The sequence below is a fragment of the Amycolatopsis sp. MEPSY49 genome (assembly GCF_051337345.1).
Classification (GTDB): domain Bacteria; phylum Actinomycetota; class Actinomycetes; order Mycobacteriales; family Pseudonocardiaceae; genus Amycolatopsis.
The window spans coordinates 181,729-194,606 of the sequence record NZ_JBDLYJ010000014.1; the positions used below are offsets into that span (position 1 = coordinate 181,729).

Annotated in this window: 15 protein-coding genes; 4 read left to right on the forward strand and 11 right to left on the reverse strand. The window is 70.8% G+C overall.

The features are described from left to right. The first annotated feature begins 24 nt into the window (after positions 1-24). A complete protein-coding gene (locus ABFJ78_RS41835; protein ID WP_436392986.1) occupies positions 25-894 on the forward strand; it encodes a 1,4-dihydroxy-2-naphthoate polyprenyltransferase in 870 nt (289 codons plus the stop codon). Here the strand turns inward: ABFJ78_RS41835 and ABFJ78_RS41840 are convergent. Genes ABFJ78_RS41840 through ABFJ78_RS41850 form a run of 3 tightly spaced genes read right to left on the reverse strand, consistent with a single transcriptional unit; the run spans position 891 to position 2,742 of the window. Next, positions 891-1,973 carry a PLP-dependent cysteine synthase family protein gene (locus ABFJ78_RS41840; protein WP_436392987.1) on the reverse strand — a complete coding sequence of 361 codons (1,083 nt, stop codon included), beginning with the start codon at positions 1,971-1,973 and terminating at the stop codon, positions 891-893. The genes ABFJ78_RS41835 and ABFJ78_RS41840 overlap by 4 nt on opposite strands. Continuing rightward, complete coding sequence (locus tag ABFJ78_RS41845) at positions 1,970-2,257, reverse strand: DUF4229 domain-containing protein (protein ID WP_436392988.1); 288 nt, start codon at positions 2,255-2,257, stop codon at positions 1,970-1,972. Before ABFJ78_RS41845 ends, ABFJ78_RS41840 begins: the two co-directional genes overlap by 4 nt. A gap of 11 nt (positions 2,258-2,268) precedes the next feature. After that, on the reverse strand, positions 2,269-2,742 hold the full coding sequence (locus ABFJ78_RS41850; RefSeq protein ID WP_410597988.1) for an Lrp/AsnC family transcriptional regulator: 474 nt from the start codon (positions 2,740-2,742) through the stop codon (positions 2,269-2,271). A gap of 281 nt (positions 2,743-3,023) precedes the next feature. On the opposite strand from ABFJ78_RS41850, the gene ABFJ78_RS41855 reads away from it, so the two are divergent. Further along, positions 3,024-3,236: a BldC family transcriptional regulator gene (locus ABFJ78_RS41855; protein ID WP_033291096.1), complete on the forward strand. Its 213-nt coding sequence runs from the start codon at positions 3,024-3,026 to the stop codon at positions 3,234-3,236. A 328-nt stretch (positions 3,237-3,564) separates the two neighbouring features. Beyond that, the gene (locus ABFJ78_RS41860) at positions 3,565-3,747 is read left to right on the forward strand and encodes a hypothetical protein (protein ID WP_436392989.1); all 183 of its coding nucleotides are present in this window, start codon (positions 3,565-3,567) and stop codon (positions 3,745-3,747) included. On the opposite strand, the gene ABFJ78_RS41865 is transcribed toward ABFJ78_RS41860, so the two are convergent. The 7 genes from ABFJ78_RS41865 to hemL all read right to left on the reverse strand — a co-directional run bounded on the left by ABFJ78_RS41865 (position 3,744) and on the right by hemL (position 11,690). Next, positions 3,744-5,156 (reverse strand): AAA family ATPase, encoded by a 1,413-nt coding sequence (locus ABFJ78_RS41865; protein ID WP_436392990.1) that lies wholly within the window; start codon positions 5,154-5,156, stop codon positions 3,744-3,746. The genes ABFJ78_RS41860 and ABFJ78_RS41865 overlap by 4 nt on opposite strands. A 76-nt stretch (positions 5,157-5,232) precedes the next feature. Further along, positions 5,233-6,201 (reverse strand): c-type cytochrome biogenesis protein CcsB, encoded by a 969-nt coding sequence (ccsB, locus tag ABFJ78_RS41870; protein ID WP_436392991.1) that lies wholly within the window; start codon positions 6,199-6,201, stop codon positions 5,233-5,235. 3 nt (positions 6,202-6,204) lie between these two features. Then, complete coding sequence (gene resB, locus ABFJ78_RS41875; RefSeq protein ID WP_436392992.1) at positions 6,205-7,800, reverse strand: cytochrome c biogenesis protein ResB; 1,596 nt, start codon at positions 7,798-7,800, stop codon at positions 6,205-6,207. After that, positions 7,797-8,570: a cytochrome c biogenesis CcdA family protein gene (locus ABFJ78_RS41880; RefSeq protein WP_436392993.1), complete on the reverse strand. Its 774-nt coding sequence runs from the start codon at positions 8,568-8,570 to the stop codon at positions 7,797-7,799. The genes resB and ABFJ78_RS41880 overlap by 4 nt, the downstream gene beginning before the upstream one ends. Positions 8,571-9,205: 635 nt before the next feature. After that, the gene (locus ABFJ78_RS41885) at positions 9,206-9,769 is read right to left on the reverse strand and encodes a redoxin domain-containing protein (protein ID WP_436392994.1); all 564 of its coding nucleotides are present in this window, start codon (positions 9,767-9,769) and stop codon (positions 9,206-9,208) included. Continuing rightward, positions 9,766-10,392 (reverse strand): histidine phosphatase family protein, encoded by a 627-nt coding sequence (locus ABFJ78_RS41890; protein ID WP_436392995.1) that lies wholly within the window; start codon positions 10,390-10,392, stop codon positions 9,766-9,768. The genes ABFJ78_RS41885 and ABFJ78_RS41890 overlap by 4 nt, the downstream gene beginning before the upstream one ends. Then, complete coding sequence (gene hemL / locus ABFJ78_RS41895; RefSeq protein WP_436392996.1) at positions 10,389-11,690, reverse strand: glutamate-1-semialdehyde 2,1-aminomutase; 1,302 nt, start codon at positions 11,688-11,690, stop codon at positions 10,389-10,391. Before hemL ends, ABFJ78_RS41890 begins: the two co-directional genes overlap by 4 nt. A gap of 152 nt (positions 11,691-11,842) precedes the next feature. Here hemL and ABFJ78_RS41900 point away from each other — a divergent pair, with 152 nt between their 5' ends. Then, positions 11,843-12,319 (forward strand): TspO/MBR family protein, encoded by a 477-nt coding sequence (locus ABFJ78_RS41900; RefSeq protein ID WP_436392997.1) that lies wholly within the window; start codon positions 11,843-11,845, stop codon positions 12,317-12,319. Here ABFJ78_RS41900 and ABFJ78_RS41905 read toward each other — a convergent pair. Continuing rightward, the gene (locus ABFJ78_RS41905; protein ID WP_436392998.1) at positions 12,316-12,870 is read right to left on the reverse strand and encodes a hypothetical protein; all 555 of its coding nucleotides are present in this window, start codon (positions 12,868-12,870) and stop codon (positions 12,316-12,318) included. The two genes, ABFJ78_RS41900 and ABFJ78_RS41905, sit on opposite strands and share 4 nt — an antisense overlap. Positions 12,871-12,878 lie beyond the last annotated feature (8 nt).

The following is a 12,878-nucleotide window of genomic DNA, read 5'->3' on the forward strand; positions in this document are numbered from 1 at the left end:
ATCGACATGGCGTTGAATGGCGCCATGGCGACAGTGAACGAGTGGATCGAGGGGGCCCGGCCGCGGACGCTGCCGAACGCGGTGGCGCCGGTGGTGGCGGGTGTCGGCGCGGCGATCGCGCTGGACGCGTTCTCGTGGTGGCGCTCGGCGCTGGCGCTGCTCGTCTCCCTCTCGCTGATCGTCGGCGTCAACTACGCCAACGACTACTCCGACGGCATCCGCGGCACGGACGAAAACCGCGTCGGCCCGCTGCGGCTGGTCGGCTCGGGCGTCGCCGCGCCGAAGGCGGTGCTGACCGCCGCGCTGGTCGCGCTGGGCCTGGCCGGGGTGCTGGGGCTCGTGCTGGTGATCAGCAGCGGGCACTGGTGGCTGCTGGTGATGGGCGCGCTGTGCATCCTCGGCGCGTGGTTCTACACCGGCGGCAAGAAGCCTTACGGCTACTACGGTTTCGGCGAGATCGCGGTGTTCGTGTTCTTCGGGCTGGCCGGCGTGCTGGGCACGGTGTACGTCCAGGCGGGGCGGGTCAGCTGGGCCGGACTGGCGTGCGCGGTCGCCGTCGGCAGCTTTTCGACGGCGGTCCTGACGGCCAACAACCTGCGTGACATCCCGACGGACATCGAGTCGGGCAAGCGCACGCTGGCAACCCGCCTGGGCGACGGCGGGACGCGGCGGCTGTATCTGGTGCTGATCGCGGTGCCGTACGCGCTGAGCATCGTGCTCGGCGTCTTCCACCCGCTGCTGCTGATCACGCTGGTGACGGCGCCCCTGCTGCTGAAGTCGGTCCGCGCGGTCGGCGGCGGCGCGCACGGCCGTGAGCTGATCCCGGCGTTGCGGGACACCGGCCTGGCCATGCTCGCCTGGGCGGTGCTCGCCGCCGTCGCGCTGGGCTTCTAGCTCTCCGGGACGAACTTCCCGGTCGTCAGGAACTCCTCGAACAACGCCGTGTGCGGCGCCAGGTCCAGGCCCTGGGCCTCGATCCACTCGTCGTTGTAGTACGTGTGCGCGTACCGCTCGCCGCCGTCGCAGAGCAGCGTCACGACGCTGCCCGCCTGGCCGTCCTCGACCATCCGCGAAATGAGCCGGAACGCGCCGTAGAGGTTCGTGCCGGTCGAGCCGCCCGCCCAGTGCCCGGTGCGCTCGCGCAGCAGCCTGATGGCCGCCAGGGAGCCCGCGTCGGGGATCTGGAACATCTCGTCGATGACTCCCGGCACGAACGACGGTTCGCAGCGCGGCCGCCCGATGCCTTCGATCCGCGACGGCATGCCCGTCGCGTAGTCGAGCGCGCCCGTCTCCCACGCCCCGTAGAACGACGAGTTCTCCGGGTCGGCGACGCAGATCTTCGTCGTGTGGCGCTTGTAGCGGACGTACCGGCCGAACGTCGCGCTCGTGCCGCCCGTGCCCGCGCCGACCACGATCCACGTCGGGATCGGGTGGCGTTCCGAGCGCATCTGCGCGAACACCGACTCGGCGATGTTGTTGTTGCCACGCCAGTCCGTCGCGCGTTCGGCGTAGGTGAACTGGTCGAGGTAGTGCCCGCCGCACTCCGCCGCGAGCCGCTCGGCCTCGGGGTACATCGCCGGGGCTTCGTCGACGTAGTGGCACTCACCGCCGTAGAACTCGATGAGCGCGATCTTCTCCTTCGACGTCTTCCGCGGCACGACCGTGATGAAGCGCAGGCCGAGCATGCGGGCGAAGTAGGCCTCGGACACCGCCGTCGACCCGCTGGACGCCTCGACGAGCACGGTGTCCGGGCCGATCTGGCCGTTGACGAGCCCGTAGAGGAACAGCGAGCGGGCCAGCCGGTGCTTGAGCGAGCCGGTCGGGTGGACGGACTCGTCCTTGAGGTACAGGTCGATGCCCCACTCCGGCGGCAGCGGGAAGACGTGCAGGTGGGTGTCGGCGCTGCGGTTGGCGTCGGCCTCGATGATCCGGACGGCCTCGCGGACCCAGCTGCGGGAGTGCGGGCGGCTCATTCCGCGCTGCCCGGCGCGTCCCCGCGCAGCTGGGCGCGAAGCTCGGCACGGGCCCGGGCGCGCTTTTCGTTGCGCTTCGCCAGGCCGGCCGTGACGCGGGCGTTCAGCGGGCGGAACAGCAGGAGGCCCAGCGGCAGCCCGACGACCAGGCCGACGAGCAGCGCGACCAGCAGGGGCACGCCGACCAGGGTCAGCACCCAGGCGATCACCCCGACCAGCACGAACCGCGCCAGCAGGTACAACGTCAGGTCACGCGGCAGGGTGCCGGCCTTCTCGTCGCTCACACCAACGCAGGCTACGCCCCGCCCGCGCGGTCCTTCTGCAGGCCCGCGTTGTTCGGGCGGCCCTCGAAGCGCGTCGAAAGCACGACGGTCGTGTTCGTCCGCCCGACGCCGGGGATGCGCCGGAGCCGCCCCAGGGTCCGCTCCAGCTCGTCGACGGTCGGCACGCGCACTTTCACGACGAAAGCTTCGTCGCCCGCCACCGCGTAGCAGCTCTCGACCTCGTCGAGCTCGGCGAGCGCGTCGGCGACGTCGTCCTCCGTCGCGGTGTCGGTCGGGTGGATGCTGACGAGGGCGGTGACGCCGAGGCCGACCGAGTTCGGGTCGACGACCGCGTGGTAGCCGGTGATCACGCCGGCGGCTTCCAGCTTGCCCACCCGCTCGTGCACCGACGACGCGGAGAGCCCGACCGCCCGCCCGAGGTCCGCGTAAGTGGCCCGTCCGTTGATGCGCAACGCCGCGATGATCTTCCGGTCCAACTGATCCACGGCATCACTCTATGCGGTTGGACAATCCCCCATTGAGACCACGCCTCGCGGCCGATGACCCAGGCGAACGACATCTCCGCACGTCATGTCACCGGGATAATAGTTGCAGAACGTAAGCAAGCTGTCCGTTTTGACCTTTAAGGGCTCTTTACTCTTGGACAACCGTTCGAGTACCCGGCGGGTGAAGTGCAACGATTGCCGTGTTGGCTACCCCGGCGCGACGGGCCAGAAGGGCCCGGATTGCCTCCGGTATAGCAGTGAGGTCGTTAAGGAGGCGGAAAATGACCGCGACGATGGGCGGACGCCTGCTCACCCCTGGCGAGGTGGCAGCACTGTTCCGGGTGGACCCCAAGACGGTCACCCGATGGGCGACGGCGGGCCGGATCGGCTCGATCCGGACCCCGGGCGGGCACCGGCGGTTCCGGGAGTCCGAGGTGAACGAGCTCCTCGCGGAGCTGACCACGGACGCCAGCGAACCGGCTCGCAAGGTCTGAAGGAATTCCGGCGGAGGGCCGCGTCGGGCCCGGGGACTTCCCCGGCCCGCGCGGCCCTTCGTCATCCCCGCAACGACATGAATGAGTCATTCATGTCGCCAGAGGACATGAATGGGTCATTCATGTCGTTCGAGTAAGCGCCGCCACGACCGGGTTGGGCGGCGTTCCCGCGAACCATCCGCACGCCGGAGCCGTATCCAGGTAAAGGGGAACCAATCCCCGCCCGGCACGGCCGTTCGTGTTCCGGTCGTCACCCCGCTCGCCGGGGTTCGGGCCGAAACCCGGTCCGACGGGTTAACCTCGGGGGACCCACACGAGAGGATCCGGCATGCTCGCTCTGCTCGCGGCGGTCGGCGCGCTGGTCGTCGCCCTGCTCCTGTGGCGGTCTTTCGCCGGTCAGCGGATGGTCACTTCGCCGCCGCGCCGCGCCCCGATCGCCCCGGACGACGACCCCGACTTCCTGCGCCAGCTGGCCGAACAGCAGCGCAAACGCCGGGACGAGGACGGCTAGCGGTAACCCTGCGAAAGCGGGGTCGCGAACCCGTCGGCCACCGTGGCCGCCAGGTCCAGCAGCGCGAGGCGCGTGTCGCCGGACAGGCGGTCCAGCTCGATCTCCGCGCCCTCTTCCAGGTGCGGGTCGAACGGGATCTTGCAGACCGCGCGGACCTTCGCCCCGAAGTGGGCCGACAGCTTGTCCAGGTCGACCGAGCCGCCCTTCGGGCGGACCGAGTTGATCACCGCCACCGAGCGCTTGACCAGCTCGCCGTAGCCGTGGGCCTCGAGCCAGTCGAGCGTCGCCGAGGCGCTGCGGGCGCCGTCGACCGAGCCGGACGACACCACGACCAGCGCGTCCGCCACGTCCAGGACGCCCTTCATCGCCGAGTGCATCAGGCCGGTGCCGCAGTCGGTGAGCACGATGTTGTAGAAGTGCTCGAGCAGGTTGACCGTGCGCCGGTAGTCCTCCTCGGAGAAGGCCTCGGAAACGGCCGGGTCCTGCTCGCTCGCGAGGATTTCCAGCCGACTGGCGCCCTGGGACGTGTAGGACCGGACGTCGCTGTAGCGCGTGATGCGAGCCGCGTCGCGCAGGAGGTGGCGGACCGTCGCCGTCGTCTCCAGCGGGAGCTTCTGCGACAGCGTGCCGCGGTCCGGGTTCGCGTCCACGGCCACCACGCGGTCGCCGCGCAGGGAGGCGAACGTCGCCCCGAGCGTCGTCGTCACCGTCGTCTTGCCGACGCCGCCCTTCAGCGACAGCATCGCGATCTTGTAGCAGCCGCGCAGGGGCTGGTTGACGCGCGCGATGAGGTCGCGGCGCTGGACGTCCGCCGGGCTCTCGCCGGGGTTGATCAGCTTGCCGGAGCCGACGTAGACGGCCTTGCGCCAGCCCGACTGCGGGGGCCGCTTGACCTGCTTGACCAGGTGCGCGGTCGCGAGGTCGTGGCCGTGGCCCTGCGGCGGCGCCGCGTGCCGGCCGCCCTGGGGCTGCGGGAGCCCGGACGCCTGCTGCTGCGGGTACTGGCCCTGCGCGTACTGCGGCTGCAGCGGCGGCAGGTTCTGGTCGTAGCCGTACTGGCCCGGCGGCACCTGGTGCGGCCCGGACACGGCCGGGTTGACCTGGTGCGGCCCCGAAACCGCCGGGTTGACCTGGTGGGGCCCCGAAACCGCGGGGTTCACCTGGTGCGGTCCCGAAACCGCGGGGTTCACCTGGTGGGGTCCCGACACGGCGGGGTTCACCTGGTGCGGCCCGGACACCGCCGGGTTGGGCGGCGGCGCGACGGCCTGCGTCGGCTGCGCGTCGAGCGCGGCCGGCGTATCCGGATGCGGGTGTGAGTCCGTCCGGTCGTCGGCGAACAAGCTCACCTCAGGCTGCTTTTCGGCCTGTTCGGGGTGGCCAGGAGCCGATTCTTCGCTGGGTCCGGTCACCGGTGTAAACCTCCGCGCACTCCGCCCGACATCACGCCCCCTGGTGACGACGGTAGTCGGCGTACTCGCGGTCTGCTCAGCCCACCCCGGCGTACGAGTGCAAGCCCGCGGTGACGAGGTTCACGAAGAACAGGTTGAAGATCATCGCGGCGAACCCGACGATGTTGATCGCCGCGGCGCGCGCCCCGCGCCAGCCCGCGGTCGCCCGCGAGTGCAGGTAGGCCGCGTAGATGACCCAGGCGATGAACGCGACGGTCTCCTTGGGGTCCCAGCCCCAGAACCGGCCCCACGCCGACTCGGCCCAGACGGCGCCGCAGAGCACGCCGAAGGTGAAGACGGGGAAGGCGAAGATCGTCGTCCGGTAGGCGATCCGGTCGAGGACGTCGGCCGCGGGCAGCTTCGAGGCGAACCGGGCGAACTTCGTCTCGTCCTTCTCGTAGGCCGCGCGGAACAGGTAAAGCACGCTCGCGACCCCCGGCACCAGGAAGACGCCGGAGCCGATGATGGCCGCCGAGACGTGGATGACCAGCCAGTACGACTGCAGCGCGGGCTGCACCGGCGCCGCGGTCGTGTACAGCAGCGTGCCGTTGATGAACATCAGGATCACGACGGGCAGCAGCAGGAAGCCGGTGAGGTGGCGGACCGGGAACTTCCACATGACGACGATCCAGGTGACCACCGTGATGAAGGTGACCGCCATGCCGTACTCGTACATGTTGCCCCACGGCGCGCGGTGCACGGCGAGCCCGCGCAGCACGATCGCCGACAGCTGCAGCAGCGCGCCGAGCACGAGCAGCGACGCGCCCATCTTGCCGATCCGCTCGGGCCGGCCGGCCGTGCGCTGCGCGGCCTGAGCCTCTTCGATGGGCGGCCCGCCGGCGCCGACGAGCTCGCGCGCCCGCAGCTTCGCCCGCTCGGTGGCGAGCCGGCCCTTGGCGCCGAAACCCTGCTCGACCAGCGTCATCATCAGCGCGACGACGTAGATCGCCGCGGCGGTGGTGTACAGCCAGTCGCTGTAGGTCGACAGCGTCTCGTTGATCGGCATGCCTCAGCCCTTCTGACCACTGATCAGGCGTTCACTGATCCGGTGGAACTCTTCGCCGTACCCCGCCTGGTCGGTGCGGGCGAGTCCGGCGACCTCGATCACGGTACCCGGGTCGTCTTCGGTCCCCGGCTTCACCCGCACCCACAGCCGGCGGCGCTTGACCAGCAGGGACGCGCCGAGGCCGAGGAACATCGCGATGGCGAAGCCGAGCACGAACCCCTGCGTCGGGTCGTGGGAGACCTGCAGGGAGACCCAGTGGTTGACGCCGTCGAAGCGGATCTTCGTGCCGTCGTCGAGCTTGATCTCCTGGCCGACCTTCAGGTTCTCGCGGGCGATCTTCTTCAGCCTGCCGTCGTCCACGAGGGACTGGTCGATCTCGAACACCGACTGGCCGCGCCCGGCGTCCAGGCCGAGGTCGCCGCGCATGATGTCGACGGCGACGGCGGGGTCCTTCAGCTCCGGCGCCGCCGACGTCAGGACGTTGCCGTGCAGGAACGACGTCGGCGCGAACAGGCCGGTGATGGCCAGCTGGCGGGTCCGCCGCTGGACCTCGTCGGTGATGCCGGGCTGGTCGAACTTCGTCGCGCCTTCGGCGAGCATCGTGGTCGGGTCGACCGTGCGCCACTGGGTGTTCTGGGTCCGCTTGCTGCCGTCCGGGAAGGTGACCGTGAACTGCGGCGAGTAGCCCTGGCCCAGCAGGTAGACGCGGTCGCCGGCGGTCCGCAGCGGCGAGTTGACCTCGAGGCCGTACGGGCGCCAGGTGCCCGTGTCGAGGTCGGCGCCGGACTGGTACTGGATGTTCGCGTGGTAGTACTCCGGCTCGCCGGCCGGGGTGTACCGCACGGTGAAGTCGTTGACCTTCACGCAGAACGGATCGAGGTCGGTGCCGTCGACGCGCAGGCCCGCGTTGAAGGAGTCGTAGTTGTAGATGCCGGAGTTGCAGAACGAGCTGCCGTCGGCCTGGACGATGACCTGGCCCTCGTAGCCGTAGAGCTTGCCGAGCGCGAAGAACACGATCAGGCCGAGCATGCTGAAGTGGAAGAGCAGGTTGCCGGTCTCGCGCAGGAACCCGCGTTCGGCGGAGATCGTGCGGACGCCGTCGGCCTCTTCGCGCTCGACGCGGCGCCAGCCCGACAGTTGCTTGTGGACAGCGGCGATCTCGGCTTCGACGTCGGACTTGCCGCGGCCGAGCCGGTAGTGCGGCATCCGAGCGAGGTTGCGCGGGGTCAGCACGGGCTTCGCGCGCATCGCCTTGACGTAGTCGAAGCTGCGCGGCGTCAGGCAGCCGACCAGCGAGACCATCAGCAGGAGGTAGATGGCCGAGAACCAGATGCTGGAGTAGACGTCGTAGAACTCGAGCTTGTCGAGCAGGGTGCCCCACCAGCCGTGGGCGGCGATGTACTCGTCGACCTTGGGGGCGTTGAGCTTCCGCTGCGGCAGGAGCGCGCCCGGCAGGGCGGCCAGCGCGAGCAGGAACAGCAGGACGAGCGCGGTGCGCATCGACGTCAGGCCGCGCCAGGTGTTGCGGATGAAGGCGAAGGTGCGCTTCGCGGGCGTCGGGCCTTGCGGGGCCTTGGGGGGCGCCTCCGTGGTCGTCACAGCGGCAGCTCCAGGTTGCCCGCGAGCTCGTTGCGGAGCCAGCCCATCAGATCTCCCCAGACGCCGGTGACCAGCAGGATGCCGACGACCATCAGCAGCACGCCGCCGAAGATCTGCACCTGGCGGCCGTGCCGGCGCACCCAGTCGGTGGCGCGCACGGCCCAGCGGGCGCCGAGCGCGATGAGCAGGAACGGCAGCCCGAGGCCGAGGCAGTAGACGGCGATCAGCAGGTACCCGCGGGCCTCGGCACCGCCGGTGGCGCTGGCCAGCGTGGTGACGGCGGAGAGCGTGGGGCCGATGCAGGGCGTCCAGCCAAGGCCGAAGATCGCGCCGAGCACCGGGGCGCCCCAGACGCCGCCGCCGGGGACGCGGTGCGAGCGGACCTCGCGCTGCAGGCCGGGGATCCAGCCGAGGAACACGAGCGCCATGGCGATGGTGAGAACCCCGCCGATGCGCTGGAGGAGGTCCTGGTTGAGGACGAGGGTGTCGGCCAGCCAGACGAGGGTGCCGAGGGTGGCGACGAAGACGACGGTGAATCCGAGCACGAAGAGGAGAGCGGCGCCGAGCACGGCCCACCGGCCTTTTTTGCGTTCTTCGTCGGCGCTAACAGCGGGTGCATCGGCCCCGACGAGCGCGGCGAGGTACGCGAGGTACCCCGGCACGAGCGGCACGACGCAGGGCGAGGCGAAGGAGATGGTCCCGGCCAGCAGCGCGACGCCCGCGGCGAGCAGCAGCGGTCCGGAGATCGCCAGCTCGGTCACGGAGTTCACCCCGTTGAGGGTAGGCAGTGAGGTCCTGGTGAGAACGCCGGGGCTGGTTCACAGGACCTCGGTCACAGCAGTTCAGGACCTTGGTCCCGCCCGGCGCAGCGGCCGTCGGATGACGTGAATGACTCATTCATGTCGTGTGGCGACATGAATGGGTCATTCACGTCGTCGGTGCGGTGGGCCGGCAGGTTTCGGCGGCCGACCGTGCGGCGGGCAGCCACCCCGAAGCCCGATTGTGACTACGGACGGCAGCACCGCGTCAAGGCGGGAAAGCGTGCCTTGACCCGGCACCGCCGTCCGTGTTCTGGCTTCGGATCGGGGTGGTGGGCGGGTCTGGGCGGAGTGCCGGTCAGGCCTTCGGCTGCCGGGAAGACCGGCCGGCCCTCCGCTCGCCGCGCCGGAGTTGTCCACAACTCACCGTGAATGTGGACAGCTCCGGCCCAGCGCCGTCTGTCGGCGGGGTTTGTCGCCCCTCGCCGATAGACTGGACAAGGGCACGCCCCCCAGGGAAGGGCGGGGCGCTCGTGTTCAGCCACACGCGCAGCGTGCGGCCGTAGCCGCTCTTCGCCTTGAGCACCGTGAACCCCTGGACCGACGCCGAGGCGGGCACGACACCGCGGTGACCGCGGCGGCGGCGATCAGGCTTCGGCCGCCAGGCGCTGCGTCACCGGGAGCAGGTCCTGGGCCAGCACCGGCCGCAGGAACACCGCCGCCACGCGGTGCTGCTTGTCCAGCACGATCGTCGACGGGATGATGTTGCGCGGGTAGCCGCTCAGCTTGAGCAGCACCCGGCCGTCCGGGTCGTAGATCGACGGGTACGTCAGCTTCCGGTCGCGGACGAAGTCCTGCGCCACCTCGCGCGCCGGGTCGCGGACGTCGATGCCGACCACCTGGACGCCCTGCTTGGCCACCGCCTCCATCTCCGGCACCTCCGTGCGGCACGGCCCGCACCACTGACCCCACAGGTTGAGCACGACGACCTTGCCGGGGAAGTCCGCCAGCGACAACTGCTTGCCCTCGTTCATCAGGTCTTCGCCGGCCAGCACCGGCGCGGTCTGGCGCTGGGCGAGGTCGTAGGTGATGTCGACCTTGCCGCCCGGAGAGACGAAGCTGAAGCTGCTCCCCTGCACCACCGCGTCCTTGCCGCTGCTGCACCCGGCCAGCGCGAGCAGCGCGACAACCCCCACGACCAGCCGTTTCATGCCCCGGTCACCTTCGGGTCGGTCGTCCCCGCCGGCTCGCTGTAGACGATCTCCCGCAGCTCGTCGCCGTCGAACACCAGCGACGTCAGCGACGCCAGCGAGCACTGGCGGCGCCGCGGGTCGTGCCACAGGCGCTTGCCCTCGAGGAACCGCCGCAGCGTCCAGATCGGCAGCTGGTGCGACACGCAGAGAGCCTCGTGACCGACAGCCGCTTCGCGGGCCCGGTGGACCGCGCCCAGCATCCGGTGCGCGATCTCGACGTACGGCTCGCCCCACGACGGCTTGAACGGGTTCACCAGCTTCGGCCAGTGTTTGGGCTCCCGCAGCGCGCCGTCGCCGACGGCCACGTGCAGGCCCTCGAACTGGTTGCCCGCCTCGATGAGGCCCTCGTCGGTCGCGATGTCGAGGCGGTGCGCCGCGGCGATCGGGCCCGCCGTCTCCTGCGCCCGCTGCAGCGGCGACGCGACGACGTGCACGAGGTCGTGGCCGGCGACGGCCTCGGCGACCGTCAGCGCCTGCCGCTGCCCGCGCTCGGACAGCCGGTAACCCGGCAAGCGGCCGTAGAGGATCTTCGACGGGTTGTGCACTTCGCCGTGCCGCAGCAGGTGGACGACGGTGGTCACTTGACCGCCTCCGCCGCCGCGCGCGCCGCCGCGGGCAGGGCCGCTTCGATCACCGAGAACGCTTCGTCGTCCATGGCCGCGTTGACGAACCAGGCCTCGTACGCGCTGGGCGGCCCGTACACGCCCGCGTCGAGCAGCGCGTGGAAGAACGCCGGGTACCGCCACGTCTCGGACGCCTGCGCGCCCGCGTAGTCGCGTACGGGCGCTTCGCCGAAGAAGACGCTTACCAAGTTGCCCGCGTACTGGACGTTGTTGGCGACGCCCGCGTTGCTGAGCTCGCGGCGGAAGAGGTCGCCGAGGCGCTTCGCGTTCGCGTCGAGCGCCGCGTACACGGCGTGGTCGGCCGCGCGCAGCGTCGCGAGGCCCGTGGCCACCGCGACGGGGTTCCCGGAGAGCGTCCCGGCCTGGTAGACCGGCCCGCCCGGGGCGAGCTTCGCCATCACGTCGGCGCGGCCGCCGAACGCCGCCGCCGGCAGCCCGCCGGACATCACCTTGCCGAACGTGTAGAGGTCGCCGGCCACGCCTTCGAGGCCGAACCAGCCCGCGCTCGAGACGCGGAACCCGGTCATCACCTCGTCCATGATGAGCAGCGCGCCGTGCTCGTGGGCCAGGTCGCGCAGGCCCGCGTTGAAGCCTTCGTCCGGCGCGACCGCGCCCATGTTGCCCGCCGCGGCCTCGGTGATCACCGCGGCGATCTCGCCCGGATTGTCCACAAAGGACTGCCGGACGGCGTCGAGGTCGTTGTAGGGCAGCACCAGCGTGTCCGCGGCCTGGGCGCCCGTGACGCCCGGCGACGTCGGCAGCCCGAGCGTCGCGACGCCGGAGCCGGCCTGGGCGAGCAGCGCGTCGACGTGACCGTGGTAACACCCGGCGAACTTCACGATCTTCGACCGGCCGGTGAAGCCCCGGGCCAGCCGGATCGCGCTCATCGTCGCCTCGGTGCCCGAGTTGACCAGGCGGACCTGTTCGACCGGTTCGACGCGGTTGATGATCTCCTCGGCCAGCTCGACCTCGCCGATGGTCGGCGTGCCGAACGACAGCCCGGACGTCGCCGCCTCGCGCGCCGCCTCGACGACGTGCGGGTGCGCGTGGCCCAGGATCATCGGGCCCCAGGACGACACCAGGTCGACGTAGCGGTTGCCGTCGGCGTCCCACAGGTGCGGGCCCTCGCCGCGGACCATGAACCGCGGGGTGCCGCCGACCGAGTTGAACGCCCGGACCGGCGAGTTCACCCCGCCCGGGATGGCCGTCTTCGCGCGGTCGAACCATGCCTTGGACTGCTCGGTTCCAGTGCTCACCGGTTCAGTGAACCTCATTCAGCCGTCGGCCGGCGCGAGAGGTCACCTCAAGCGGCACGGTCGCGATCCGTAGCGCCAGCCTAACCAGAATGAGGTTCAGTCTCGCAAACCCGCCTAGGATGGCGGGCAGCCGCCCGGGAGGGGAACAGCCGGTGACCGAACGTGCCCCGCAACGCAACCCGTGGCTCATGCTGGGCGGCTTCCTGGGCGTCGTCGCCGTCGTGGCCGTGGTCGCCGCACTGGCCGCGACCTCGGCGAAGGACGTCTACGCGCGGCTCGAGCAGCCGTCGTGGGCGGCGCCGCCCTCCTGGTTCGGTCCGGTGTGGACAGTGCTGTACGTCACCATCGCGGTGGCCGGCTGGCTGTACTGGCGCACCGACGGCGAGACCCGCGGCTTCGCCGCCTACGGCATCGGCCTGCTGGCCAACCTCCTGTGGACGCCGCTGTTCTTCGAGGGCGGCGCGGCGAAGGCGGCGCTCGTCGACATCGTCGTGCTGGACGTCGTCGTGGTCGTCACGATCGTCCTGTTCGCCCGCCGGTCGAAGGCCGCCGCCGCGCTGCTCGTGCCCTACCTCGCCTGGATCCTCTACGCGACGGCGCTGAACACCGCGATCGTCGCGCTCAACTAGCGCGCCGCCTGCTGGGTGATGGCCTGCGCGGTCACGGTGCCGTCCTCGCCCGCCTGGCCCTGGACGGTGACCGTCGCGCCCGGCTTGAGGTCGGACAGCTTGCCCTGCTGGGTGACGCCGACCGTGGTCGAGTCCGATGTGGACACCTTGACGTCCTCGCCCTGCGCGGTCTTCACGTAGACCGTGGTGCCGTCGACGCGGTCGACGGTCCCGGTGGTGCCCCGGCCGCCCGCGCCGCGGAAGCCGCCGCCCTGCTGGCCGGTGCCGCCCTGAGTCCCGCCTTGAGCACCGCTCGGGCGGGTCGGCGTCGAGGTCGACGACGAGCCGAACGCGGCGTGCGTCCAGGCCCCGCCGCCGAACGCGATCGCGAGGACGACGAGCCCGGCGAGCACCAGCGTGGTGCGGGAAAACGGCTTCGCGGCCCGCCGCATTTCGGCGTTGAGGTCCCCCTCGACCGCCGGGCTGGCGACGATCTCCTCGGCCGCACTTTCACGTGAAAGTGCGGCCCCCTGGTCGGCACTTTCACGTGAAAGTGCGGGGTTGGTGGTCATCGTGGGCT

Bases quoted from the DNA above. Each gene is read 5' to 3' on its own strand.
- ABFJ78_RS41835 (WP_436392986.1), top strand. From the start codon at position 25: ATGGCGACAGTGAACGAGTGGATCGAGGGGGCCCGGCCGCGGACGCTG.
- ABFJ78_RS41840 (WP_436392987.1), bottom strand. From the start codon at position 1,973: ATGAGCCGCCCGCACTCCCGCAGCTGGGTCCGCGAGGCCGTCCGGATC.
- ABFJ78_RS41855 (WP_033291096.1), top strand. From the start codon at position 3,024: ATGACCGCGACGATGGGCGGACGCCTGCTCACCCCTGGCGAGGTGGCA.
- ABFJ78_RS41860 (WP_436392989.1), top strand. From the start codon at position 3,565: ATGCTCGCTCTGCTCGCGGCGGTCGGCGCGCTGGTCGTCGCCCTGCTC.
- ccsB (WP_436392991.1), bottom strand. From the start codon at position 6,201: ATGCCGATCAACGAGACGCTGTCGACCTACAGCGACTGGCTGTACACC.
- ABFJ78_RS41885 (WP_436392994.1), bottom strand. From the start codon at position 9,769: ATGAAACGGCTGGTCGTGGGGGTTGTCGCGCTGCTCGCGCTGGCCGGG.
- ABFJ78_RS41905 (WP_436392998.1), bottom strand. From the start codon at position 12,870: ATGACCACCAACCCCGCACTTTCACGTGAAAGTGCCGACCAGGGGGCC.